A 24,348-nucleotide genomic window follows, 5' to 3' on the forward strand; every position below is an offset into this window, starting at 1 on the left:
ATACAAACAGAACGTCATACTGAGCTTGCTGAAGCATCTCGCTCGCTTCGTTGGATAACTAATCCCAACGGCGCTGGCGAGATGCTTCGCAGGCTCAGCATGACGTTCTTTTAGTGCGCAGCCTCTTAAAAGAAACCCAGTTTCTGCTGGCTATAGCTGATGAGCATGTTCTTGGTCTGGCGGTAGTGGCCGAGCATCATCTTGTGATTTTCGCGGCCAAAACCCGAGGCCTTGTAACCGCCGAAGGGCGCGCCGGCGGGGTAATCGTGGTAGCAGTTCACCCACACACGGCCGGCCTGAATGGCGCGGGGCATCTGGTACAGTTCGTGCGCATCGCGGCTCCAGAGGCCGGCCCCGAGACCGTAGAGCGTGTCGTTGGCAATTTCCAGGGCTTCCTCGTTGTCCTTGAAGGTCGTTACCGACAGCACGGGGCCGAATATTTCCTCCTGGAAAATCCGCATTTTGTTGTGCCCCCGGAAGATAGTGGGCTGGATGTAGTAGCCCTCCCCGAGCGCGCCATCTTCTTGGGTATAAGCTTCGCCGCCTACCAGCACTTCGGCCCCTTCGGCTTTGCCGATTTCGAGGTAGCTCAGGATTTTCTCAAACTGGTCGTTGCTGGCCTGGGCACCCATCATCGTGGTGGTATCCATGGGGTTACCCAGCTTGATTGCCTTCACGCGGGCGATTACGCGGGCAATAAACTCGTCGTAAATATCCTCGTGCACCAGCAGGCGCGAGGGGCAGGTGCAGATTTCGCCCTGGTTGAGGGCAAACATCACGGCGCCCTCAATGCACTTATCGAGGAAATCGTCGTCGTGGTCCATCACGCTCTTGCAGAAGATGTTGGGCGACTTGCCGCCCAGCTCCATCGTCACGGGAATGATGTTTTCGGCGGCGTATTGCAGAATGAGGCGGCCCGTGGTGGTTTCGCCCGTAAACGACACCTTTTGCACGCGCTTGTTGCTGGCCAGCGGCTTGCCAGCTTCCAGGCCGAAGCCGTTGACCACGTTGATAACGCCGGCGGGTACCACGTCCTGAATCAGCTCCATGAGCATCATGATGCTGGCGGGCGTTTGCTCGGCGGGTTTCATTACCACGCAGCAGCCGGCCGCAATGGCGGGGGCCAGCTTCCAGGTGGCCATCAGCAGCGGGAAATTCCAGGGGATAATCTGGCCGATAACGCCCAGCGGCTCCTGAATGACCAGCGACAACGTATTCTCGTTCAGTTCAGTAGCGGAGCCTTCTTCAGCCCTAATAACGCCCGCAAAATAGCGGAAGTGGTCGATGCAGAGCGGCAGGTCGGCCGCCATTGTTTCGCGGATGGCCTTGCCGTTTTCCACCGTTTCGGCGGCGGCCAGGTAGGGCAGGTTGGCCTCCATAATATCGGCGATTTTGAGCAGCACATTGCTACGAACGGCGGCTGAGGCTTTGCTCCAGCTTTTGAAGGCTTCGTGGGCGGCGTCGAGGGCTAGCTCGATGTCTTCCTTGGTGCTACGGGCTACTTTACAGAAGACCTTGCCGTCGATGGGCGACGGGTTATCGAAGTACTGACCCTTCACCGGGGCCACCCATTTGCCGCCGATAAAGTTGTCGTAGTGCGACTTGAACTGCGGGCGGGCCACCACGGTAGTGGCTTGTTCGAGGGTTTCGACCATGATTGCGTGGGAATTAGAAAGAAGTGAGGAACAAGGCAAAGGTGACTTATTATCTTACTGCTGAGGTTGTGGTATTGTCGCAATAAATGTCGAAATTGCCGCAACCTTAGTAAGTCATCACTCACCAGTCTAATCGTCATGCTGACGACAGGAAGCATTTCGCTCGCATTGTTGAACGATTGATTTTGCTATCCCACGCGAGATGCTTCCTGTCGTCAGCACGACGTTCAGTTAATTCCTAATTCTTTCCCATGCCCACCCGCGTTCATTTGCCCGCCGCCGTGCCGCCGCTTGCGCTGGGGCAGTTGAATACCCTGGTCGAAAACCGCACGGTTTTCGCGCTGGATGCCTTTGAGCTGAACATTTTTGAGACGCACCAAGCGGCCCATCGCGTGCCGCTGCGGCTCGATGGGCTGGCCCTCACCACTATGTTGCGGGGCAAGAAAGTAATGCACCTGCCCGACCGCCCGGCCTTCGACTACCTGCCCGGCGAAACGGTGGTGGTGGGCGAAGACGAGCTCATGGAAATCGACTTCCCCGAAGCTTGCCTCTGCCAGCCCACGCAGTGCTTGGCCGTGGCCATTGCGCCCGACAGCATTCGGCAAACCATTGATTTACTGAACGAACGCTACCCGCGCGCCGAAGCCCACGCACCCTGGGCGCTGGCCGGCCCCGAGTACGCGCACCTCACCAACACGCCCGAGCTCACTGGCACCCTGGAGCGCCTGGTGGCCGTGTCGCGCACCACCGACGCGGCCAAGGACGTGCTGGCCAGCTTCACCCTGCAAGAGCTGCTGGTGCGCCTGATGCAAACCCAGGCCAGGGAGCTGATTTTCAACGACTATGCCCGGCACCTCACCACGCACCGCTTCGCGGCGGTAGTGCACCACATTAAGGAGCATCTGGCTGATAACCTGTCGGTTGAGAAGCTCAGCGCACTGGCGTGCATGAGCAAGGCCACCTTCTTTCGAGTGTTTAAGCGCGAGTTTGGCCTCACGCCGGTCGAGTACATCGTGCGCGAGCGGCTGGCCGAGGCCAAGCGCCTGCTGCGCCAGCCGCTGGCCAGCGTGGCCGAGGTATGCCTGCGGGCAGGCTTCAATAATTTGTCGTACTTCCAGGCGCTCTTCAAAAAGCACGAGGGCATCACGCCGGGCGCGTATAAGAAGCAGTTAACCAACTAACTTATAACGCTTTATAAATTAGTTAGTTAACGTTTGTCATTACGAGCGCCATGCAGTGGAGCGTGGCAATCGCACCGGCACGATTGCCGAACGACTGGCGTGGGTATCGTGCCGGTGCGATTGCCGCGCTCCACTGCGTGGCGCTCGTAATGACAAACGTTTTCCTTCATCTATCAGGCGTAGGTAATAGCAGTTACCTGCACTACTTCTTCGCTTGGCCCCAGGTGCAGTGCTACTTCGCTGCCTAGCTGCGCGCCCGCCACGGCCCGCGCCAACGGGGCTACGAAGCTCACCTTGCCCGCTGCCACATCGGCCTCATCCACACCCACGATGGTGAAGCGGCGCTCCAGGCCCGCCTTGCCGCCGCGCAGGGTGCGCAGCACCACGCTGGCGCCGAAGCGCACTTCCTGCGCGGGCTGGGTGGCGGGGTCCACGAGGCGGGCGCTGGCTAGGCGCTCGGTGAGCAGCGCGAGGCGGCCGTGCAGCAGCGACAGGCGGTGCGTGCGGTCGGTGTCGTTGGTGTGGTCGGCTTCGGCGCGGGCGCGCTCGGCTTCCAGCTCGGCTAGCTCGTGGCGGAGCTGGTTTAATCCATTGTTGGTTACGTAGTTGGGTGAGCCGGGCGGCAGGGCGGCGCGGGGCGGCACAATGGGCGGCGTTTGGGCATCATCTTCCTTTACAAATCCTCGACTCATACCGGGCAAACGCAGACCCGGCGGGGGGGGTTGCGAAGCTCAAGCATAACCCTGGCGGCCATTTGGGAGTTAACCCACGCTATTTCGCCGCTACTGCTATCCCGATTCGTTCGCGCTATTCCATGCCTGAGTTACTTGCTACGCCTACTGCTACCCTAGTTACCCCCCGTCGCCTCGACAATGCCCTGGTCTGGCTCATGGCCCTCACCTGCGGCCTGGTGGTGGCCAATATTTACTACAACCAGCCGCTGCTGGCGGCCATCGGCCACACCTTCGGCATTTCGGACAGCCGGGCCAGCCTGCTGGCCACGGCCACCCAGGTGGGCTACACGCTGGGCATGGTGCTGGTAGTGCCGCTGGGCGACATGCTGGAGCGCAAGCGCCTGATGCTCTGGATGCTGGGCGGCGCGGCTATTTGCCTGGCGGCGGCGGCCCTGGCCCCCACATTTTTACTGCTCGCGGCGGCAAGCGTGCTCATCGGCATTTGCTCGGCGGTGCCGCAGCTGCTGCTGCCCATGGCGGCCCACCTGGCCCCCGAGGCCGACCGCGGCCGCATTGTGGGCCGCGTAATGAGCGGGCTACTCATTGGCATTTTGCTCTCGCGCACGGTGAGCGGCTTTGTGGGCGCGCACCTAGGTTGGCGCATGGTGTTTGAAGGCGCGGCCGGCCTGATGGTGGCACTGGCGGCGCTGCTAGCTTGGCGCCTGCCCCGCGACCAGCCCAACTTCCAGGGCACCTACGCTTCGCTGATGCAGTCGCTGCTCACCCTCACCCGCGAATTACCGGCACTACGGCGCTCGGCGCTGGTGGGCGCCAGCGTGTTTGCCGCCTTCAGCGTGTTCTGGACCACGCTGGTTTTTTACTTGGCCAGCCCCACTTACCACTACGGCAGCGCCGTGGCGGGCTTTTTCGGACTCATTGGGGCGCTGGGGGCACTGGCCGCACCCCTGGCCGGCCGCCTGGCCGATACGCGCGGGCCGCGCTACGCCATCACGGCGGGCCTGGTGCTGGCGCTGGCCGCGTACCTGGTGCTGGGCCTGGGCGGCGGCTACCTCATTGGGCTGGTGCTGGGCGTGATTCTGCTCGATGTGGGCGTGCAATCGGCCCACATTTCCAACCAAACGCTCGTGTTTTCGCTGCGCCCCGAGGCCCGCAGTCGCCTCAACACCGTGTACATGACGGGTTATTTCACGGGCGGCTCCATCGGCTCGGTGGTCGGCGGCGTGGCCTGGATGCACTTCGGCTGGCTGGGCGTGTGCGCCGTGGGCGGCGCGTTTGTGGCGCTGGCGTTGGCGCTGCACCGGAGTTATGGGCGGTAGGATGAACATCTACCAGCGTTTATTTACTTCACGAACAACGTTCTATTGTATCCATCGGCGTCTTCCCACTCCTTAAAATAAACCTCGCGGTCCATGATGCTGCTAAGCGACGAGAGGTGCAGGGAGGAGTCAATAGTTTGGACGAGAGCTGGGAAATAAACCGGAAACAAGTAAAAAGAGGGCGGTGTAGTATCAACGATTTCCTCCAACAAATCAGGATGCAGTATCCTGATATCGGTTGGACTCTCTGATAATTCTAAGGGAATAGACAGTAAGATTTCGTACCTGTTCCTATCGACTATATCCTGAAGACAGGACAGTAAAAGAAGGCTTACTGCCACCCAGCGTCCCGGCCGCTTAAACTGCGCATCGAGCATATCAATGTGCAAGTCAACAGACTTTTCCCAAAGCTGATTTTCAATGACTTCCTCCACCCACGCGGTGAGCGGCAGCGTGTGTTGCGCACAGTTTAGCTGGCCTTCGGTTGCCATAAAAAAGAGCCAGCTACTATTGCTTTTCCAGCCGCCCCAAGCACGCCCGCAAGCTCGTGCGCCAGTGCGGAATAGCCACGCCTAACTCCTTCTTTACCTTACTCTTATCCATTACTGAATAAGGCGGGCGGGTGGCCTTGGTGGGGTACTCGGCGGTGCGGATGGGCACGGTGCGCACCGTGGTGTTGCTGAGCTCGAAGATGGCGGTGGCGAAGTCGTACCACGAAGTCACGCCCTCGTTGCTGTAGTGGTAGAGGCCGTAGGCAGTGCTCTGGCTGGCAATAATATGCAGGATGCAACCGGCCAGGTCGATGGCGTAGGTGGGCGTACCGGCCTGGTCCCAGATAACGCGCAGCTCGTCGCGCTCGCGGCCCAGCTTGAGCATGGTTTTCACGAAGTTGCCCGCAAACTCGGAGTAGAGCCAACTGGTGCGCAAAATGAAATACTGGCTGGTGAGCGCCGGAATAACCTGCTCGCCCTCTAGCTTGGTGAGGCCGTAGACGCTGATGGGCGCGGTTTCGTCGGTTTCGAGCAGCGGCTGGTTGCCACTGCCGGCAAACACGAAATCGGTCGAAATCTGGATGAGCGTGGTGCCGAACTCGCCGCAGAGGCGGGCCAGGTTCTCCACGCCGTCGCGGTTCACTCGGCGGGCCAGGTCCAGCTCGTCCTCGGCTTTATCCACGGCGGTGTAGGCGGCGCAGTTGATGGCGTAGGCCGGGCGGTGCTGCGCGAACAACTCTTGCAAACCGCTTATATTTAGAATATTAGCCTGGTCTTCGGGCGGAAAAACCAGGCCAGTCATGCCTTGCTGCTGTGCTACGTGCGCCAGGCACTGCCCCAATTGGCCCGAGGCCCCAAAAACCAGTGTCGTATTCATTTTACCTTTTATGCGGCTTATTTCAAACGGGTAGCGGCGGCCACTTAGCCACCGCTTAGCCCCGCCGAAGGTACTGCCGACCATGCGCATGGCCCTAGTTCCAGCCCCGAACAGGCTGCTTATTCTTCGGCCCGAAAATTAGCAAAGGGGTAGCTGCGCACTCGCCGGTTATCATTGATGACTTCCACGAAATCTGCTTTGGAGGCGGGCCCAAGGGCAACGTAAATGTTCCCAACCGTGAGGCTACCCGCAAACGCATGGCTACTGAATTGCTGGCTAATGCACCGCAGCAGCTTCGGAAAGTGCTGTTTATGAAATACATAATCAGCCGATTGGTGCGCTCCTACTGCGGGCGCAGGTAGCAGCTGGCTTGCCCCACCAGGGCCGTGGCGCAGCAGCAAGCTGGCGCACCAAGCGTACGCACGGCCACGCTGGGTGGCGGGCAACAGCAGCTCGACTTGCGGGCCCAGCAACTGGTAGTAACCCAGCAGCAAGGGGTGCCAGCGGGCCCCTTTATCCAGCGCTTTTGCCAGGCAATACGTGTGGTTGAACTGGAGTACCAGCCGGTACCATTCTGGCCCCGGCGCGGTGGCATAAACGCCGAATACCCGCCGCACGGCCACCGAAGCGTCAGTATTGGCCTCAGCTAAGTAGGACCGATATAGATGGGGGTCGTGCATAGCAATTTAACGCGGTTTCTAACCTGGGGTGTCGCCTTTAACCGATGCAGCATGCATTCAGGAGTAGTACTATAGTCGAAATATACTTGTTCCGGAATTTCAAATTAGGACTTACGAAAAACGGTTGTCATTGCGAGCGCAACGCAGTGGAGCGCGGCAATGACAACCGTTTTCTGCGCAAGGACTGTAGCAGTTAGCACAGGAGAGTTACCCTAAACAAAAGAGCCGCGGCAGCTGCCGCGGCTCTTTTGTCTTTGGATTCAGGTAGGCTGGCGGTTTAGCCCCCAACTCTGGCACTGGGCTACTTCAGCTTAATGCCTTGCGCGGCCATTTGCTTTTCCTGCTCGGCGTGGTTGGCCAAGTACTGCGCGTGCTGCTCCTCGGTGCGCTCGTGGCCCAGGCTGCGCAGGTGCTCGCGCAGCTTGTGCTCGGGCCAGTCGGCGCCGTACGACGGGGTGCCGGGCTGCTGGCGCCACGACTCGTGCAGGGTACCATCTTCTACGGCGTCGAAGCCCAGCTCCTCCACCAGGGCCATCACTTTGCGCTTGGCGGCCTCGTCGTCACCGGCTACGGGCAGGGCAATGCGGTCGGGCGTGCCCACGGGCGTACCCTTTTTTTCGAGGTGCTCGGCGTAGATGTTGTTGAACACCTTCACCACCGGGCGGCCCAGGTGCTGCTGCACCCACTCGCTCTCGGTGAGGGAGCCGGTTTCCAGCTCCCGAATTTGACCATCGCGCAGCAGGGGGTAGTAGTTGCTGGTGTCAATAACCGGCACGTCGGCGGGCACGCCCTCAAACAGGTCTTTGGGTAGGTCGGGGATGTTTATCAGCGGAATGGTAACCACGATGATTTCGCCATGCTGGGCGGCTTCACGGGCCGTGGCGGGGGTAGCGCCGGTTTTTTGGGCTACGTCGCCCAGCGTTTCGGGGCCGCGCGAGTTGGCAATCAGTACCGAATGGCCGAGGCTGACGAGCCGCACGGCCAGCGCGCTGCCGATGTGGCCGGCGCCAATAATTCCGATGTTCATATTTATTGTGAGGTTAACGAGTGGTGGGCAGCGGCTGCGCGCCGCTGCGTTCTCCAAGACCGCGGGATGCGGGTGATTGTTTGGGTCGCCCTCCGCGCCTACTTGGGGCTGGCAAGCGCAGGCGCGGCAGGAACCGGCACCGGGCGACTAGCCGCGGGTGGGCCGCCGCTGCCCTGGCTGCCGCCGCCGTTTTCGTCCAGTTTGAGGTCGTCGTTGCGTACGGTTTTGCGGGTGGGTAAGTCGGCGGTGAGTTTGCCAATGCGGTAGCTGAAGTACACCTTGAAGCTGGTGAGGTGCTGCGTGGTGCGGGTGGTTTGGGTGAGCAGCGGGCTGGCGATGTCATTGCGCACGGTGTTGCGGGGCGAGAAGAAGTTTTCGGCCCCAAAGCCCAGGCTGCCCTTTTTGTCGGCAAACTCGTGCTTCAAACTCATGCTGTACACCACAAAGCTGCTCTGCGTGCCTTGCAGCTGCACTTGTTGCCCACGGTAGAAGCCAAACAGCTGCAAACCCCAGTTCTTGGGCAGGGCGTAGCTGCCGTAGAGGCGGCCGCTCAGCACCAGGCCGGCGTTGCGGGCGGCGTACAGGGGGTCGGCCACACGGTTGTTGAGCACGGCGTAGTAGGTGTCGAGCCCGCCGCTGACGCTGAATGTGCTGCCGACGTTGAGGCTACCGAAGGCACTGCCGCCGTAGGCGTTTTCGCGGCCGATGTTCAGAAAATCAATGCGCACCGCGCCGGGGTACTGCGCATCGCCCAACGGCGTGCGCACCGACTGGATGGAACCACTGGTATTGCGTGCAAACGCCGAGAAGCTGAGGTTGGCCTGCCGTAGCAACGTGCTGTAGCCCAGCTCATAGTTACTGGTGTATTCGGGGCTGAGCAGCGGGTTGCCCTGGGTTTGAATGAGCGGGTTGGCGGCTTGCAGGTTGGGGTTGAGAAACTGGAGGGCCGGGCGTTGCAAGCGGCGGTTGTAGGCCAGCTTCAGCACGTTGCCATTGGCTAGCTTGCGCAGCACACTCACGCTGGGCACCAGTACGCCGTAGCTCGGCACGGCAATAGCGCTCACTGCGCCGCGGCCAAACCCAGCCTCGATAGCTGTGTACTCGTAGCGCACGCCGGGCTTCAAAACGAAGCCCTGGGGCAAGGGCAGCGTGTAGGCCAGGTAGCCGGCCACCACGTTTTGCTGATACGTGAACGAGTTGCTGGCCTGCGCGTTGGCCAGCTGGCCGTAGTAGGTATAGTCGCTGCGCACGGTGCGCCGGATGTCCTTCACGCCCATTTCCAGCAGGTGGTTTTTGGCAGTGGGCGTCTGGTAGTCGAGCTGGGCGGTTAGCTCCTGGTTGGTGCTGGGGTTGTCGTTGCCGGCGGGCCCCCGGCTGGCCGCGTCGGTGGCGGCGTAGGTGTCGTTGCCGAAGGCGTAGGTGCGGCTGTTGTGGCTCAGCAGCGCTAGCACGCTCAGCTCGCGCTGCGGCGCGTCGTAGAGGTGGGTGTAGGTGAGGCTGGCGTCGATGGTACCCGAGTCATCGGTGGTTTTCACGTTGCGCAGCGAGCTATCGACCGCGCCGCCGGGGCGTATCGTGCTGGTAGCCAACGCGTTCTGGTAGGTGGTGGCGTTGCGGGTGCCGTAGGTGAGGGCGGCGGCCAGGGCGTTGCGCTTATTGATATCGTAGTCCCAGCCGAAGGTGTAGCGGCCAAACAGCTGATTCTGGCGCGTGTCGGCGGTTTGGGTGGTGCGGGTTGGCAGGTTGGTGGCGGGGTTGGTGGTCAGCTGGTCGTTGGTGAAGCTGCCCGGCGTGTTGTAGCCCGCCCGCCCAAAGCCGCCGAGCGCAAACCCCATGCGGCCGGTGCGGTAGCCGCCGTTCAGGTTGAGGGTACCCGAGCGGGTGCCGCCGCTGCCATCGAGGCTCAACTGGCCGCCGCGCAGGTCATTGGTTTTAGTCACGATGTTGATGATACCACCCGAACCCTCCGCATCATACTTCGCTGAGGGCGACGTGATTACCTCTACCCGTAGAATCTGGTCGGCCGGCAGCTGGCGCAGGCCGTCGGCCACACCGTTGGCCGTGAGGGTTGAGGGCTTGTTGTTAATCAGTACCTTAATATTCTGGTTGCCGCGCAAGCTCACGTTGCCATCCAGGTCTACGCTCAGCAGCGGCGCGCGCCGGAGCACGTCCACGGCGTCGCCGCCGGCCGTGGTTTTGTCCTGGTCGGCATTGTAGATAGTGCGGTCGGCTTGCTCCTCGATGAGCGGCTTGGCGGCCGTTATCACTACTTCGCCCAGCTTTTGGGTGGCTGCGGTTAGGGGCACATTGCCCAGGGCCACCGTGGCATTGGCTGGTACTATTACCCCCAACCGCCGCTCGTCTTGGTACCCCAAAAAGCGCACGAGCAGCGTGTACGTGCCGGCCGGAATGCCGGGCAGCACAAACTGCCCATCGCCGCCGCACCCACCACCCGCTACGGGCGCGCCATCGTCGGCCAGCACGGCCACCGAAGCATAGCCAATGGGTTGGGCCGTAGCCCCGTCCGTGACGGTGCCGGTGAGGCGGCCCGCCGCGCGGGCGGGGGCCTGGGCGTAGCCAGGCATACTACTGCTTAATGTAGTGATTAGCAATAGGCTAGCAGCAATAAATTGGGGGCGCATAGAAGTTTATTCTTCCCCAAAGGCAGCGCGGGCGGAACGAGGTTGCTTCATACAAAGCAATAAAGCCGTTATATTCTGATACTAATCGGCGAAAACCCAGGCAGCCTAACGCCCCTCCCTTACTGCTCCGTTACCGGCCCGCGCTTGTTTTTAATGGGCTCGAAGCGGCGCTCGCGGGGCTGCTTCTCACTCAGGTACTTCCAGTAGCGCTTGGGCAGCTGGCGGTGTTGCAGCTTCAGGTTTTTGCGCTCCGGAATGTTAACGTGGTCGAAATACGCCTGCCACAGAATTTTGAACAACGGCTCGCGCTCATCCAGCACGGTGGCCGACAGCTCGCCCCGGCGCGGGACTCCGCCGCCGGTTTCAAACTCCACGATTGTCGTTTGCACCAGGTCGTAGTGCAGGCCGTAGCGGCGCTTCTTGTCAAATATCAGCCAGCGCTGGTCGGCGTAGCGCTTGGTGAAGTGGGTGATAATGAGCGGTAACACGTCGAAGTCAGGCTCGATAACGGCGTGAAACAGGCCGTCCTGCGCCTTCTCGAAGCGCACGAACGCCTCCATACGGTGCTTCTCGCGAAACAGCTGCTGGGCCAGGCGCTGGCAGCGGCGCACGGTAGCGTCGGCGTAGTTGTCGGAAATGTCGCGGCCCGCGCGCAGGGCTGTGTCGGCATAGCGAAAAATGAGCAGCTCGCGCTCGGGGTCTTCGCTCAAAAAAACGTGGTAGAGCCGCGCCCGCGCTGGCTCGGGCATGAAGCGCAACAGGCCGTCCCAGGTGCGAGTAGCCAGGGTTTCGTCAGTAGCTACGGGCACGGCTTGGGCAAACAGCCCGCCCTGCGCGGCCGCCTCGGGCTGGATACTGCTGGGGGCCGACTTGCGGTCGTATACCCGAAACAGCACCGTGAGCAGGCCATCAAACGAGCCATCGTAGGTGTAGTCGGCAGGCGGGTTGCGCAGCTCGGGGGCGGGCCGGCGGGCGGCCACCGGGCCTACGGCCGTACTGGCGGTGGGGCGAAGGGGAGTAAGCTCACTCACGCGGGCAAAGTCAAGTTAGAAGACAACGAATTAGCAGCTATAAACTTCAACAACAAGGCATTAACAGCCTCCGCTTCTTCCAGCTGCACCCAGTGCGTGGCCTGCGGAAAGTAGTGCACTTCGCCCCGCGCACACTGCGACAGGCTAAGCTCGGCCAGCTTCGCATTCAAAAACGCATCCTGCTGGCCCCAAATAACTTGCACTGCGCCTTCGATGCGCGGCCAAGCCGAGCCTGCGAGCAGCCGGAGCGCCCGGTACCAATTGAGCATGGCTGTGAGCGCGCCCGGCTGCGCCCAGGCCACCTTGTAGCGCGCCAGCTCGGCCGCGCTGAAGGTGCCGGGCCGACTGCTGCCCAGCAACGACTGCGCCCCAGCGTGCCAGTTGCGCCGCCGGATGAGGCGCTCGGGCAAGCCCGGTAATTGAAAGAACAAGATGTACCAGCTGCGCGCCAGCTGGTCGGGCACGCGCCAGAGGTTGGGCACCAGCACCGCCGGATGCGGCACGTTGATAATGGTGGTACTCGCCACACGTTGGGGGTAGTGGGCGGCCAGATACCAGGCTACGATGCCGCCCCAGTCGTGCCCCACAATATGTGCCTGGCGGCATCCCGCGGCATCGAGCAGACCCACGATATCAGCCGCGAGCACGGGCAAGGCATAATCGCTGATTCCGAGCGGTTTATCACTCAGGTTGTAGCCGCGCTGGTCGGGGGCCCACACGCGGTAGCCGGCCGCAGCCAGCGCCGTAAGCTGGGCCCGCCAGCTAAACCAGCACTCCGGAAAGCCGTGCAGCAGCACTACCAGCGGGCCGGCGGGCGGGCCGCACTGCACCACGTGCAGCCGCAGGCCATTGGTGGGCACATCGTGGGGTTCGAGGGCATACTCCATGCCCCTTGTACCCCGCTAGCCCACCCCAGGGTTACGCGGCCACGCCAGGCTGCTGCCCCGGCTGCTGGGCGGCGCGGGCGGCATCGTGCAGCTGGCGCACCAGCGGCATCAATTCAGAAATGCGGCAGCAGCACGACAGGCGCGGGGCCTTGCCTAAAGGGCTGCCGACGAGGGCGGCCAGGCTACGGGCGGGGTCGGCTACGAACGGAACGGGGGCCGACGCGTCGGCGGGTGCGCGATGGGTAATTTTCATGGGTGAAAATGGACCGGGTGAACCTGGCCGCCGGGGCAGCCGGGGTAAGCGCGGGCGGCTACTTAGCCACCAGCGTATCAACGAGGTAGCCGTTGTTGGCCACAAACTTTAGGTAGTAAGTCCCCGCTTGGGTGGGCACGAAATTGTAGGTGGTTTGCATCGGCGCGGCGGGCTGGTTGCAGGTGCAGGTGCTGTAGCGCACGGTCACGTTGATGGTGCGGGTGTTGGTATTGGTGGGGCTCTGGCCCTGCTCCGAAAGCGCGTCGAACACGCCACAGCCAGTACCGGGCAGGTAGTCGAGCAGGTAGGTAGCGGGCTGATTCACGGCAACGGTTTTGGGGCCCACGGCTTTCACAATGGGCGTAGTCAGGATAAACTCGCAGGTATCGGTTTGTGATTCGACGCAGCTGGTGAGGCTGAAGGAGCTAAAGGCAAGGGCGGCAAACAAGTAATACTTCATAAAGGCAAGAGGCGGGGCGGGGCAAAAGGGTTGGCTCCGGTAGCTGGTAAATGATTGGCTGGGCCAAATTTACTTGTTGCCGGGCCACCCGCCGCCCACCCGCGCCCTAACTCACCTGGGCAAATAAATCCAATTGCTGGGTCACCAGCGCCGAGCGCACCGACTTGCCCCCGAACAAAATCTGGCGGCGCACCTGCTGGGCATCAAGCTCGCCGAGGACCGCCGGGGCCATGCCCCGCGCCGTCAGAAAGTGCCGCGCCCGCTTCATCACCACCCCAAACTGGGTGAGGTGCTCAGCCGTGAGCGAGGTGAAGCGCCGGGCCTGCACAATGCGCTCGGCCGAGCGCGCGCCCACACCCGGGATGCGCAGAATCATGGCCCGGTCGGCCACGTTCACATCCACCGGAAAGAGGTGGCGGTTGCGCAGCGCCCACGCCAGCTTGGGGTCGATTTCGAGGTCGAGGTAGGGGTGCGCGGGGTCGAGAATTTCGTCGGCTTCGAAGCCGTAGAAGCGCATCAGCCAGTCGGTCTGGTACAGCCGGTGCTCGCGCACCATGGGCGGCTGGGTCACCTGGGGCAGGCGCGCATCGTCGGTAATGGGCACGTAGCCCGAGTAGTACACCCGCTTCAGGCCATAGCCTTGGTAAAGACTGTCCGAAAGCTTAATTATCTGTAAATCATTCTCATCCGAAGCACCCACGATGAGCTGGGTGCTTTGGCCGGCGGTGGCAAACTGCGGCACCTTCTTGAAGAGCGCCTTCTCCTCCTTGTTCTGGATGATGCCGTCCCGAATCTGGCCCATCGGGGTCAGAATTTCGGCGTAGTTTTTCTCCGGGGCTAGGTTTTGCAAGGCCAGCTCGGAAGGCAGCTCGATGTTCACGCTCAGGCGGTCGGCGTATAGGCCGGCCTCGTGTATCAGCTCGGGCGACGCGCCGGGGATGGTTTTGACGTGGATGTAACCGTTAAAATTGTGCTCGGTGCGCAGCGTTTTCGCAATGCGCACCAGCCGCTCCATGGTGTAGTCGGGGCTGCTAAAAATGCCGCTGCTCAAAAACAGCCCTTCGATGTAGTTGCGGCGGTAGAAATTGATGGTAAGGTCCACCACTTCCTCCACCGTGAAGGCGGCGCGCTTCACGTCGTTCGAGCGGCGCGACACGCAGTAGGCGCAGTCGAAAATGCAGTGGTTGGTGAGCAGTATTTTCAGCAAGCTCACGCAGCGGCCGTCTTCGGTAAAGCTGTGGCAGATGCCCATGCCCTCGGCGTTGCCGAGGCCCTTCTGCTCATTTTTGCGCTTGCCGCCGCTGCTGCTGCACGACACGTCGTACTTGGCGGCGTCGGCTAAGATGCTTAGCTTTTCCTGAATGCGCTCGTTCATCTATGCGAAGGGTGTTAGCGGGGGTAAAAGTAGCGCTGGCCAATGAGATTGGCAAGCTTTTCATAAGCTAATTTTTTTAGAAAAAGTTTCCTGCTTATCGCATTATCAGCTCATTGTTGGCATTGCCACGCCCGCTCGTGTCGTTCGACCCCTCCTCTGCTCTGGCTGAGCACTTTTGCCTTTGCGCACCATTCGCAAAATACTGATTATCAGATGTAATTAACCCAATGTGGCGCACGCGGGGCGCCTCCCCCCAAGCCCCTTCTCCGAAAAGGAGAGGGGCAGCCGGCCGACCGCAAACGTCCCAGCAAAGCCGGTGCCCCCTCTCCTTTTCGGAGAGGGGGTCAGGGGGTGAGGCGCCCCGCAAGGCGGTCAAGTTTGCCTAGCTAGCGCTACCGCCGGCCCGTACCGACGACTGCCGCACTACCAGCGATAAGGGCAGCATGAGCTGCTGCATGGCGGGGGATTCGGAACGGTCGGCAGTTAGCTTTTCGAGCAGCACGTTTATCAGGGCTTCGGCCAGCGCTTCTACGGGCTGGGCAATGGCCGTGATGGTGGGCGTGTGCAGCCGGAATAAGTCGTTGTCGTCGAAGGAGATAACGGCTAGCTCCTTCGGGATGCGCCGCCCGAGCCGGGCAATGGCTTCGAGCCCGAAAATGGTGAGCGGGTTATTGGCAAAAATGATGGCCTCGCAATCGGCATGCGCCTGCAAAAACTGGTAGATGGCCTTGATGCTCTGCTCCTTATCGCCCGCAAAGGCCAGCGAAATGCGCTGCACGCTGGGCGGCAGCCCTTGCTCGTGCAGGGCGCGGTGGTAGCCCTGGAGGCGGGCGGTCATCTGGGTCTGCTCCGACTCGGTGGTGAGAAACGCCACCCGGGTCAGGCCCTGGTCGAGCAGGTGCCGGGTGGCCTGGTACACGCCGGCCTCGCCATCGACCACGATGTAGTCGGTGGCGAGGCCCGGCAGGTAGCGGTCAAAAAGCACCACGGGCAGGTTGTTGAGCAGCAGCGCCTCAATCTCTTTTTCTACGCCGGCGGGCGGGGCAATGATGTAGCCGTCAATGTGTTGGTCCTGAAACATGGCCAGCAGGTCGCGGGCCTTGGCCGTGTCGTTGTCGGTGCTGCAATACACAATGCGGTAGCCGCGCGCAAAGGCGTGCCGCTCGATAAGCCAAGCCACGGTGGCAAAAAACGGGTTGGATATATCCTCGATTATCAGCCCGATAACGTGGGTTTTGCCGGTGCGCAGGCTTTTGGCCAGCTGGTTGGGCTTGTAGCCCACTTCCTCCACGTAGGCGAGCACGCGCTTGGCCAAGGCATCGCTGATGCGGTGCTCCTTGGCCTTGCCGTTGAGCACCAAAGAAACCGTGGCAATAGAAACCTCTAAGTGCTTGGCAATGTCGTAGATGAGGGTACGCTTTTTCAAATTAACTGGGTTGGGAAACGGCTACGCCACCAAGTAGGCCGCGCCGAATACCCCGGCACTATCGCCGAGCAGGGGCTTCACAACCGGCGCCTCAAACTGGTGGTCGAACACGTATTTGCCAATGCTGGCCACCCCTTCCTGGTAGATACCGTCAATATTACCCACGCCGCCGCCAATAACAATCACGTCAGGGTCGAGCACGTTGACCACGGCGCTCAGCGCCCGGCCAAAAAAACCGGTGAGCCGGCGCATGGTTTGAGTGGCTACAGCATCGGTGCCGGCCTGGGCGCGGGCTACAATCTCTTGCAAATCAAGCTTCTGGCCGCTGTGCTCGGCGTAGTAGCGCTCCAGGGCCGGGCCGGCCAAAATGCTTTCGTTGCAGCCCTTTTTGCCACAGAAGCAGCGGTAGCCCTCGGCCTCGCTCAGGTAGTTGTGGCCCCACTCGCCAGCAATGCCGTGAAAGCCCTCGATAACGTGGCCATTCACCACCAGCCCCCCGCCTACCCCCGTGCCCAAAATAACGCCGAACACCACCTTGGCGTCCGGAAACTGCTGCCGCACCACGCCCAGCCGGGTTTCGGCCAGGGCAAAGCAGTTGGCATCGTTGGCCAGGGTCACTTCCATACCCAGTAGCTGCGTCAGGTCGGCGCGCAAAGGCTTGCCGTTGAGCACGGTAGCGTTACAGTTCTTCATCAGCCCGGTCTTCGGGATGGTGGTGCCGGGCGTGCCGATGCCCACCCGGGCGGCGCGGTAGCCGGCGGCCGTGGCCATGTGCTGCACCAGCAGCGCCAGCTGCCCTAGTATGTGCGCGTAGCCCTGGTCAGCCCCGGTGGGCACGCGGTGCCGAAACAACACCTCCGGCTCCTGAGCCGAGCGCAAAATCACGCCCTCCATCTTGGTGCCCCCCAGGTCGATGCCCCAGAGGTTTTGCTGTGCGTTAAACTTCTCTTCGATAGTTGCCACTGTTTTTTATGATATAAGCAATTGATTGATAATTAAATAAGCAGAACGTCATGCTGAGCTTGCCGAAGCATCTCTACCGCCTCGTTGAATGATGCAAATGGCGTGGTAGAGAGGCTTCGACAAGCTCAGCATGACGTTCTTTTACCTTACCAAAAGCATCCACACAGCCTAGTATACCTCCTTGGGCCGGTTAGCCGGGGCAGTACCGAAGGCGCGGTTAGGCTGCGGGCCCATTACCAGTTGCAAGGTGCCGCCGGCCACAATGTCGCGGTGCAGCAGGTAGCTATTGGCGTAGGGCTGGCCGTTGAGCGTAGCCGACTGAATGTAAATGTTTTGCGGGCTATTGCCCTGCACGTTCACCGTGAACGACTTACCCTTGGGCAGGCGAATGGTGGCTTTGTCGACCACCGGGCTGCCCAGCACGTAGGCCCCGCTGCTGGGGCTAACGGGGTAAAAACCCAGCGCCGAGAGGATGTACCAGGCGCTCATCTGGCCGCAGTCTTCGTTGCCGCTGATGCCGTCGGGCTTATCGAGGTACATTTCGTGCAGCACCTGGCGCACCTTTTCGGCGGTTTTCCACTGCTGGCCGGCGTAGCTGTAGAGGTAGGTGGTGGCGTGGCTGGGCTCGTTGCCGTGGGCATACATGCCGATGAGGCCCGAAATGTCGGGCGAGGCGCTGGCCCCCAGGTCACCTTTTATAACAAACAGGCTATCAAGCTTTTGCGTAAACGCGGCATCACTGCCGAATAGCTTGATAAGGCCCGGCACGTCGTGCGGCACCAGCCAGGTGTACTGCCAGGCGTTGCCCTCGGTGTAGTTGTTTTGGCGGTGAATGGACTGGATAGGGTCGAACGGCAGCTGGAACTTGCCGTCGGTGGTGAGGCCGCGCATAAAGCGGGTGTGCGGGTCAAAATACTTTTGGTAGTACTTGGCGCGCTTGCTGTACTCCTGGTAATCGGCCTGCTCGCCCAACTGCTTGGCTACCTGCGCAATGCTCCAGTCGTCAATGGCGTATTCCATGGCCTTGGCCACCGATTCGCTTTCCTTGTCAGCCGGAATGAAGCCGATGCTTTTCACGTAGTTCACGCCCTGGTCGTCGCGGGTGCTGGCGGCTTTGAGGGCGGCCAGCACCTGGCGGCCGTCGAGGCCGGGCGTGCCTTTGAGGTAGGCTTCGGCCAGGGCCGGCACGGCGCTGTAGCCCACCATGGTGTTGGTTTCGTTGCCCATGAGGTGCCAGATGGGCAGCTTGCCCTGCTGCCGGCCAATGGCCAGCATCGTCTGCATCATATCGTTCACGCGCTCGGGCTGGGCCAGCGTAAAGAGCGATTGCTCAGTACGATACGTATCCCAGAGCGAGAAAATGGTGTAGTTGGCAAACGCGGCCTTGGGGTACACTTTGTCGTCGGTGCCGCGGTAGTCGCCGTTGGTGTCGTTGAATAGCGCGGGAGCAAACCAGGCGTGGTAGAGCGCGGTGTAGAAGATGCGCCGCACCACCGGGTCTTTGGTTTCGATGGTGACTTTGCCTAGTTGCTGCTCCCATTTCCCCTGAGCGGCTTGCTTGGCTTTGGCAAAATCCCAGCCCGGCAGCTCGGCCGCGATGTTAGCCAGCGCGTTTTGCGAGCTGACCGGCGAAATGCCGACTTTCAGCTGCAACGTGCCCGACGACTTGGCAAACGTGAGCACGCCTTTCACGGCCACGCCCTTGCCGCTTTTGCCCGTAAGGGCCTGGGCCTCATTATACAAGGCAAAGGCTGGTACGGGAGCCGAGGTTTTGATAGCGAAGTATAGCTTCTGGTTTTTGGCCCAGCCACTCGAAAACCGGTAGCCAATAAACGTCTGGGGGTCAACCTGTTCTAGGTACGTATCAGTGGCCTTGTCGTCAATTCCTTCCTTGAGGTCGATGATGACGCGGGCGGGCTTGCCATCCTTGGGAAACGTGTAGCGGTGCATGCCCACCCGCTCGGTGCTGGTCAGCTCGGCCCGCACGCCGTAGGTGTCGAGCGTGACGGCGTAGTAGCCCGGCTCGGCCACCTCGCGCTGGTGCGAGTAGCGCGACAGGTAGCCCTGGTGGGGCGCTTTTTGCTGGCCCTTGTCCGTTTGGAGGGCGCCGGTGTAGGGCATGATGAGTACGTCGCCGAGGTCGGAGCCGCCCGTACCGCTGAGGTGCGTGTGCGAGAAGCCCGTGAGCAGGCTATCGGAATAGTGGTAGCCCGAGCACCAGTCCCAGCCCTTAAAAATGTTCTGCGGCCCCAGCTGCACCGCCCCAAACGGCACGTTGGCCCCGATAAATACGTGGCCGTGCCCGCCCGTACCAATGCGCGGGTCCACGTACGAAGTCAACTGCTGCGCCTGCGCCGGGGCGGCGCTGAGGAGCAAGCCAGCGGCCGCCAGGCAGGTTGCCAGCCAGGTAGTTGCGGGGCGCGGGCGGCGCAGAAAGACGTTGGGCATGGGCGGGGCGGGAATAAAGTGAAGGGGCGAAGGCTACGGCCGGGCGCGGCGGCCTCAACCAGGCGATAAGGCGCACAACAGCCGCGGCAACCGGCGCAGAAGCAGACAACAAATATGGGCTAAAAAAAACGTTGCTAAAACGTTTGAGCAAATTAGGCACTTTTTGCGCTGCAACTACGCGAAAAGTATTACCTTTTCAGCGTCGTTTAAGCTGCTTGGCTTCCTGTTCTTCTCTCCCGATGCTCAAATTCTTCCCTGGTCTGGCGGCGCTCGCCCTGCTGGCCGGCTCGCCGGCCCTGGCCCAAACGCCGGCCGCCCCCACCGCCGACCCCGCCCAGTGGGTGAACCCGCTCATCGGCACCGATTCGAAGCCCAGCCTGTCCAACGGCAATACCTACCCGGCCATTGCGCGGCCGTGGGGCATGAATTTTTGGATGCCGCAGACCGGCAAAATGGGTGATGGCTGGGCCTACCAATACGGGGCCGATAAAATCCGGGGCTTCAAGCAAACGCACCAGCCCTCACCCTGGATGAACGACTACGGGCAGTTTGCGATAATGCCGATTACCGGCAAGCCGGTATTTGACCAGGATGCGCGGGCCAGCTGGTACTCGCACAAGGCCGAGGTGGCCGAGCCCAACTACTACCGCGTGTACCTGGCCGACCACGACGTAACCGCCGAGCTGGCGCCCACCGAGCGCGCCGCCAGCTTCCGCTTCACCTTCCCGCAAACCGACAGCGCCTACGTGGTGATTGACGCGCTCGACAAAGGCTCGCACGTGCAGGTGCTGCCCCAGCAGCGCCGTGTGGTGGGCTACACCACGCGCAACAGCGGCGGCGTGCCCCAAAATTTCAAGAATTACTTCGTGCTGGAGTTCGACCACGACTTCACCAGCACCACCCTTTACCAGGACCAAAAGCCCGCCGCGGCCGGCGTGCTCGACGTAACGGCCAACCACGCCGGGGCCATCGTGGGCTTCCACACCCGCAAGGGCGAGCGCGTAAATGCCCGGGTGGCCTCGTCGTTTATCAGCCCCGAGCAGGCCCTGCTCAACTTGCAGGAAATCGGCAATAAGGACCTGGAAACCGTGCGCCAGCAGGGCCGCGCCGCCTGGAACCAGGTGCTGGGCCGCATCGACGTGGCGGGCGGCACGCCCGACCAGCAGCGCACCTTCTACTCGTGCCTGTACCGGGCGCTGCTGTTTCCGCGCAAGCTGTATGAGCTCGATGCCAGCGGCAAAGTGATGCACTACAGCCCCTTCAACGGGCAGGTGCTGCCGGGCTACATGTACACCGACACCGGTTTTTGGGATACGTTCCGGGCCCTGTTTCCCTTCCTGAACCTGGTGTACCCCGAGATTAACACCGAGATTCAGCAGGGCCTGGCCAACGATTACAAAGAGAGCGGCTGGCTGCCCGAGTGGGGCAGCCCCGGCCTGCGCAACGTGATGGTGGGCAACAACTCAGCCTCCGTGGTGGCCGATGCTTACCTCAAGGGCGTGCGCGGGCAGGACATGAACGTGCTCTACGAAGCCCTCACGCACGGCGCCAACAACGCCGGCCCGCTGGAGGCCGTGGGCCGCGCCGGCGTGCAGTACTACAACAAGCTCGGCTACGTGCCCTACGATGTCAAAATCAACGAGAACGCGGCCCGCACCCTGGAGTATTCCTACGACGACTTTGCTATCTACCAGCTAGCCAAGGCATTAGGCAAGCCCAAGAAGGAAATCAACCTCTACGCCCAGCGCAGCCAGAACTACCGCAAGCTGTTCGACAAGGAAAGCGGGCTGATGCGCGGCCGCAACCAGAACGGCACGTTTCAGAAGCCGTTCAGCCCTTTTAAGTGGGGCGATGCCTTCACGGAGGGCAACAGCCTGCACTACACCTGGTCGGTGTTTCATGACGTGCAGGGGCTCATGGACTTGATGGGCGGCCGGCAAAAGTTCGTGGCCACGCTCGACACCGTATTTACCTTGCCGCCCGTGTTCGACGACTCGTACTACGGCAGTACCATCCACGAAATCAGGGAGATGCAGATTGCGGGCATGGGCAACTACGCCCATGGCAACCAGCCCATCCAGCACATGATTTACCTCTATAACTACGCCGGCCAGCCCTGGAAAGCGCAGTACTGGGTACGCGAGGTGCTGAATCGCCTCTACCTGCCCACCGCCGACGGCTACTGCGGCGACGAGGACAACGGCCAGACCTCAGCCTGGTACGTGTTTTCGGCCCTGGGCTTCTACCCCGTGTGCCCCGCCGTGAACCAGTACGTACTCGGCGCGCCCCTCTTCCCCAAAGCCACCCTGCACCTGCCCGGCGGCAAAGACGTGGTGCTGAACGCGCCCCAAAACTCGGCCGCCAATCGGTACGTCAACCAATTGACACTCAACGGCAAGCCCTACGATAAAAACTACCTCGACTTCGAAACGCTCAAGCAAGGCGCTACCCTCGATTTTGAGATGAGCGCCACCCCAAATAAAACGCGCGGCACCGCGCCAGCCGCCGCCCCATATTCTTTTTCTAAATCCAAGTAGCGTAGGCTTTAGCCTGCGAACGAGCGCAGCGAGTAGGTGCGCTCGCGCCGCTTGCTGCCTCACGTGACTACTCGCTGCGCTCGTTCGCAGGCTAAAAGCCCACGCTACATCCCCCACCCACCCATGAACCGTAGAACATTCGTCGGCAACGCCTCCCTGCTTACCGCCAGCCTCGCCCTGCCTTCCACCCTTTTGGCCGCGGCGGCCCCCGCTTTTCCGGTGTTGCGGCCGGCGGCCGGTAAGCGCCGGTTTCGCAGCAAGGCCGTGGAGGCCGCCATCACCGAGTTTAAGAAAAAGGTGAAGGACCCCGAGCTAGGCTGGCTGTTTGAGAACTGCTTTCCGAGCACCCTCGACACCACCGTAACCTACGCCGAGCGCCAGGGCCGGCCCGATACCTACGTTATCACCGGCGACATCGACGCCATGTGGCTGCGCGACAGTTCGGCCCAGGTGTGGCCCTATTTGCAGCTCATTGACCGCGACCCCCAGCTTAAACAGTTGATAGCCGGCGTGATAAACCGCCAGACGCGCTACGTCAACAAAGACCCCTACGCCAACGCGTTTTACGGCGACGATACCAAGGTGGGCGAGTGGGCCACCGACCACACCGCCATGCAGCCCGGCGTGCACGAGCGCAAGTGGGAAATCGACTCGCTCTGTTACCCCATCCGGCTGGCTTACCACTACTGGAAGAAAACCGGTGATAACCAGCCCTTTGACGCGCAGTGGCAGCAGGCCATCCGCGCCACGCTGCGCACCTTCCGGGCGCAGCAGCGCAAGGACGGGCCAGGGCCCTACAAGTTTCAGCGCGTGACCGAGAAGGCCACCGATACCCAGCCCATGGGCGGCTACGGCTACCCGGTGCGGCCGGTGGGCCTCATCGCTTCGGCCTTCCGGCCCAGCGACGACGCCACACTCTACCCCTTCCTGGTGCCCAGCAATTTCTTCGCCGTGATAAGCCTGCGCCAAGCCACCGAAATGCTCACGGCCCTGGCCCCCGCCGAAGCCGCCACCGCCGCCGACTGCCGCGCCCTGGCCGATGAGGTAGAAGTCGCCCTGCGCCAACACGCCGTGGTAAACCACCCGCAGCACGGCAAAATCTACGCCTACGAAATCGACGGTTTCGGCAGCCAAATTCTCATGGACGATGCCAACGTGCCCAGCCTCGTCACGCTGCCCTACCTGGGCGCGGTGCCCCTCACCGACCCCATCTACCAAAACACGCGCAAGTTTTTGCTGTCCGAAGCCAACCCATTTTTCTTCAAAGGCACGGCGGCCGAGGGCATCGGCGGCCCGCACGTGGGCATGGACATGATTTGGCCCATCGCCATCACCACCCGCGGCCTCACCAGTCAGGACGACACCGAAATCCGGGCCTGCATCCAGGCCCTCAAAACCACCCACGCCGGCACCGGCTACATGCACGAGTCGTTTAACAAAGACGACCCCAAGAAATTCACCCGCGCCTGGTTTGCCTGGGCCAACACAATCTTCGGCGAATTCCTTTGGAAAGTGTATCAGGAAAAGCCAGCGCTATTAAGCTAGTAACGTAAGCTTTAGCTTGCGAGCGAGCGTAGCGAGCAGGCGGGACTGGACGACCCGGCCGCTAGATGCTCGCTGCGCTCGCTCGCAAGCTAAAGCTTACGCTACTTCCCATGCTATGCAAGAATCGACAAACTCCACCCCCGGCCACCTGCTCGAAATCTGCGCTGGTTCCATGCAATCAGCCCTGGCGGCGCAGGCCGGGGGGGCGCACCGCATCGAACTATGCCAAAACCTGGCGCAAGGCGGCACTACGCCTTCCTTCGGTCTAATTAAGCAGGTACTCAGCCAACTCACCATCCCGGTTTTCGTGCTGATTCGGCCGCGGCCGGGCAACTTCTGTTACAATGCCGACGAGCTAGCCATCATGGTTGCCGACGTGGCCCAGTGCCGGGCACTGGGCTGCGCTGGCGTGGTTATCGGTGCCCTGGACGAGGCCGGCCGCGTGGACCTAGCCAGCTGCCGCACCCTCATAGAAGCCGCTGGTGCACTGCAAATTACCTTTCACCGGGCTTTTGACATGGGCCAAAATCAGGCGCAGGCCCTGGAAGAGATTATCGGCCTGGGCTGCCACCGCGTGCTCACCTCCGGCGGCCAGGCGAGCGCGCCGGCCGGCCAGGCGCAGCTGGCGGCGCTGGTGCGGCAGGCAGCGGGGCGCATCCGCATTATGCCGGGGGCAGGCATCACGCCCGCCACCCTGCCGGCGCTGGTGCGGGCCACGGGCGCGCCGGAGTTTCATGCCAGCGCCAAGCGGCTAGTGGAGGCCCCTACCCCCACCACGGAGTTTGACGCGCCACGCTGGGAAACGGATGCGGCTATCGTGGCGGAGCTGGTGGCTCAGCTACAATAGCCGCGTCCTGGT

The 24,348-nt window shown here is 61.7% G+C and carries 20 protein-coding genes; 5 read left to right on the forward strand and 15 right to left on the reverse strand.

Annotated features, from left to right (window positions below):
• Nucleotides 1–125: 125 nt before the first annotated feature.
• Nucleotides 126–1,655: an aldehyde dehydrogenase family protein gene (locus tag ACYVGC_RS16570; RefSeq protein WP_460584961.1), complete on the reverse strand. Its 1,530-nt coding sequence runs from the start codon at nucleotides 1,653–1,655 to the stop codon at nucleotides 126–128.
• 251 nt (nucleotides 1,656–1,906) lie between these two features.
• Here ACYVGC_RS16570 and ACYVGC_RS16575 point away from each other — a divergent pair, with 251 nt between their 5' ends.
• Nucleotides 1,907–2,836 carry an AraC family transcriptional regulator gene (locus ACYVGC_RS16575; protein WP_460584962.1) on the forward strand — a complete coding sequence of 310 codons (930 nt, stop codon included), beginning with the start codon at nucleotides 1,907–1,909 and terminating at the stop codon, nucleotides 2,834–2,836.
• Nucleotides 2,837–3,009: 173 nt separating this feature from the next.
• Here the strand turns inward: ACYVGC_RS16575 and ACYVGC_RS16580 are convergent, their stop codons facing one another.
• A complete protein-coding gene (locus ACYVGC_RS16580; protein WP_460584963.1) occupies nucleotides 3,010–3,528 on the reverse strand; it encodes a GreA/GreB family elongation factor in 519 nt (172 codons plus the stop codon).
• A gap of 122 nt (nucleotides 3,529–3,650) precedes the next feature.
• Between ACYVGC_RS16580 and ACYVGC_RS16585 the strand changes: the two genes are divergently transcribed.
• On the forward strand, nucleotides 3,651–4,847 hold the full coding sequence (locus ACYVGC_RS16585; protein WP_460584964.1) for an MFS transporter: 1,197 nt from the start codon (nucleotides 3,651–3,653) through the stop codon (nucleotides 4,845–4,847).
• Between the two features lie 23 nt (nucleotides 4,848–4,870).
• On the opposite strand, the gene ACYVGC_RS16590 is transcribed toward ACYVGC_RS16585, so the two are convergent.
• From ACYVGC_RS16590 to ACYVGC_RS16650, 13 genes are all read right to left on the reverse strand, one after another.
• Nucleotides 4,871–5,338, reverse strand: coding sequence for a hypothetical protein (locus ACYVGC_RS16590; protein WP_460584965.1), 468 nt, complete (start codon nucleotides 5,336–5,338; stop codon nucleotides 4,871–4,873).
• 16 nt (nucleotides 5,339–5,354) lie between these two features.
• Nucleotides 5,355–6,215: a dTDP-4-dehydrorhamnose reductase gene (gene rfbD / locus ACYVGC_RS16595; RefSeq protein ID WP_460584966.1), complete on the reverse strand. Its 861-nt coding sequence runs from the start codon at nucleotides 6,213–6,215 to the stop codon at nucleotides 5,355–5,357.
• 119 nt (nucleotides 6,216–6,334) lie between these two features.
• Complete coding sequence (locus ACYVGC_RS16600) at nucleotides 6,335–6,895, reverse strand: hypothetical protein (protein WP_460584967.1); 561 nt, start codon at nucleotides 6,893–6,895, stop codon at nucleotides 6,335–6,337.
• Between the two features lie 301 nt (nucleotides 6,896–7,196).
• Nucleotides 7,197–7,922, reverse strand: a complete 726-nt coding sequence (locus ACYVGC_RS16605; RefSeq protein ID WP_460584968.1) for an NADPH-dependent F420 reductase — start codon at nucleotides 7,920–7,922, stop codon at nucleotides 7,197–7,199.
• Between the two features lie 98 nt (nucleotides 7,923–8,020).
• Complete coding sequence (locus ACYVGC_RS16610) at nucleotides 8,021–10,507, reverse strand: TonB-dependent receptor domain-containing protein (protein WP_460584969.1); 2,487 nt, start codon at nucleotides 10,505–10,507, stop codon at nucleotides 8,021–8,023.
• Between the two features lie 176 nt (nucleotides 10,508–10,683).
• A complete protein-coding gene (locus tag ACYVGC_RS16615; protein WP_460584970.1) occupies nucleotides 10,684–11,595 on the reverse strand; it encodes a TIGR03915 family putative DNA repair protein in 912 nt (303 codons plus the stop codon).
• Nucleotides 11,592–12,482 (reverse strand): alpha/beta fold hydrolase, encoded by an 891-nt coding sequence (locus tag ACYVGC_RS16620; RefSeq protein ID WP_460584971.1) that lies wholly within the window; start codon nucleotides 12,480–12,482, stop codon nucleotides 11,592–11,594. The genes ACYVGC_RS16615 and ACYVGC_RS16620 overlap by 4 nt, the downstream gene beginning before the upstream one ends.
• A 31-nt stretch (nucleotides 12,483–12,513) precedes the next feature.
• Nucleotides 12,514–12,735 carry a hypothetical protein gene (locus ACYVGC_RS16625; protein WP_460584972.1) on the reverse strand — a complete coding sequence of 74 codons (222 nt, stop codon included), beginning with the start codon at nucleotides 12,733–12,735 and terminating at the stop codon, nucleotides 12,514–12,516.
• Between the two features lie 58 nt (nucleotides 12,736–12,793).
• Nucleotides 12,794–13,195: a hypothetical protein gene (locus ACYVGC_RS16630; protein ID WP_460584973.1), complete on the reverse strand. Its 402-nt coding sequence runs from the start codon at nucleotides 13,193–13,195 to the stop codon at nucleotides 12,794–12,796.
• Between the two features lie 106 nt (nucleotides 13,196–13,301).
• Nucleotides 13,302–14,570, reverse strand: coding sequence for a putative DNA modification/repair radical SAM protein (locus tag ACYVGC_RS16635; protein ID WP_460584974.1), 1,269 nt, complete (start codon nucleotides 14,568–14,570; stop codon nucleotides 13,302–13,304).
• Between the two features lie 382 nt (nucleotides 14,571–14,952).
• The gene (locus ACYVGC_RS16640) at nucleotides 14,953–15,996 is read right to left on the reverse strand and encodes a LacI family DNA-binding transcriptional regulator (RefSeq protein WP_460584975.1); all 1,044 of its coding nucleotides are present in this window, start codon (nucleotides 15,994–15,996) and stop codon (nucleotides 14,953–14,955) included.
• Nucleotides 15,997–16,017: 21 nt separating this feature from the next.
• Nucleotides 16,018–16,959 carry an ROK family protein gene (locus tag ACYVGC_RS16645; RefSeq protein ID WP_460584976.1) on the reverse strand — a complete coding sequence of 314 codons (942 nt, stop codon included), beginning with the start codon at nucleotides 16,957–16,959 and terminating at the stop codon, nucleotides 16,018–16,020.
• A gap of 168 nt (nucleotides 16,960–17,127) precedes the next feature.
• On the reverse strand, nucleotides 17,128–19,407 hold the full coding sequence (locus ACYVGC_RS16650) for a GH92 family glycosyl hydrolase (protein WP_460584977.1): 2,280 nt from the start codon (nucleotides 19,405–19,407) through the stop codon (nucleotides 17,128–17,130).
• Nucleotides 19,408–19,646: 239 nt separating this feature from the next.
• On the opposite strand from ACYVGC_RS16650, the gene ACYVGC_RS16655 reads away from it, so the two are divergent.
• The 3 genes from ACYVGC_RS16655 to ACYVGC_RS16665 all read left to right on the forward strand — a co-directional run bounded on the left by ACYVGC_RS16655 (nucleotide 19,647) and on the right by ACYVGC_RS16665 (nucleotide 24,336).
• The gene (locus ACYVGC_RS16655; RefSeq protein ID WP_460584978.1) at nucleotides 19,647–21,944 is read left to right on the forward strand and encodes a GH92 family glycosyl hydrolase; all 2,298 of its coding nucleotides are present in this window, start codon (nucleotides 19,647–19,649) and stop codon (nucleotides 21,942–21,944) included.
• Between the two features lie 123 nt (nucleotides 21,945–22,067).
• On the forward strand, nucleotides 22,068–23,489 hold the full coding sequence (locus tag ACYVGC_RS16660) for a glycoside hydrolase family 125 protein (RefSeq protein WP_460584979.1): 1,422 nt from the start codon (nucleotides 22,068–22,070) through the stop codon (nucleotides 23,487–23,489).
• Nucleotides 23,490–23,604: 115 nt separating this feature from the next.
• Entirely contained in the window at nucleotides 23,605–24,336 is a 732-nt protein-coding gene (locus ACYVGC_RS16665) for a copper homeostasis protein CutC (RefSeq protein WP_460584980.1), read from the forward strand.
• The last annotated feature ends 12 nt before the right edge of the window (nucleotides 24,337–24,348 follow it).

It is taken from the genome of Hymenobacter arcticus, from assembly GCF_054779975.1.

Bases quoted from the DNA above. Each gene is read 5' to 3' on its own strand.
- ACYVGC_RS16570 (WP_460584961.1), bottom strand. From the start codon at position 1,655: ATGGTCGAAACCCTCGAACAAGCCACTACCGTGGTGGCCCGCCCGCAG.
- ACYVGC_RS16575 (WP_460584962.1), top strand. From the start codon at position 1,907: ATGCCCACCCGCGTTCATTTGCCCGCCGCCGTGCCGCCGCTTGCGCTG.
- ACYVGC_RS16580 (WP_460584963.1), bottom strand. From the start codon at position 3,528: ATGAGTCGAGGATTTGTAAAGGAAGATGATGCCCAAACGCCGCCCATT.
- ACYVGC_RS16585 (WP_460584964.1), top strand. From the start codon at position 3,651: ATGCCTGAGTTACTTGCTACGCCTACTGCTACCCTAGTTACCCCCCGT.
- ACYVGC_RS16590 (WP_460584965.1), bottom strand. From the start codon at position 5,338: ATGGCAACCGAAGGCCAGCTAAACTGTGCGCAACACACGCTGCCGCTC.
- rfbD (WP_460584966.1), bottom strand. From the start codon at position 6,215: ATGAATACGACACTGGTTTTTGGGGCCTCGGGCCAATTGGGGCAGTGC.
- ACYVGC_RS16600 (WP_460584967.1), bottom strand. From the start codon at position 6,895: ATGCACGACCCCCATCTATATCGGTCCTACTTAGCTGAGGCCAATACT.
- ACYVGC_RS16605 (WP_460584968.1), bottom strand. From the start codon at position 7,922: ATGAACATCGGAATTATTGGCGCCGGCCACATCGGCAGCGCGCTGGCC.
- ACYVGC_RS16610 (WP_460584969.1), bottom strand. From the start codon at position 10,507: ATGCCTGGCTACGCCCAGGCCCCCGCCCGCGCGGCGGGCCGCCTCACC.
- ACYVGC_RS16620 (WP_460584971.1), bottom strand. From the start codon at position 12,482: ATGGAGTATGCCCTCGAACCCCACGATGTGCCCACCAATGGCCTGCGG.
- ACYVGC_RS16625 (WP_460584972.1), bottom strand. From the start codon at position 12,735: ATGAAAATTACCCATCGCGCACCCGCCGACGCGTCGGCCCCCGTTCCG.
- ACYVGC_RS16630 (WP_460584973.1), bottom strand. From the start codon at position 13,195: ATGAAGTATTACTTGTTTGCCGCCCTTGCCTTTAGCTCCTTCAGCCTC.
- ACYVGC_RS16635 (WP_460584974.1), bottom strand. From the start codon at position 14,570: ATGAACGAGCGCATTCAGGAAAAGCTAAGCATCTTAGCCGACGCCGCC.
- ACYVGC_RS16650 (WP_460584977.1), bottom strand. From the start codon at position 19,407: ATGCCCAACGTCTTTCTGCGCCGCCCGCGCCCCGCAACTACCTGGCTG.
- ACYVGC_RS16655 (WP_460584978.1), top strand. From the start codon at position 19,647: ATGCTCAAATTCTTCCCTGGTCTGGCGGCGCTCGCCCTGCTGGCCGGC.
- ACYVGC_RS16660 (WP_460584979.1), top strand. From the start codon at position 22,068: ATGAACCGTAGAACATTCGTCGGCAACGCCTCCCTGCTTACCGCCAGC.
- ACYVGC_RS16665 (WP_460584980.1), top strand. From the start codon at position 23,605: ATGCAAGAATCGACAAACTCCACCCCCGGCCACCTGCTCGAAATCTGC.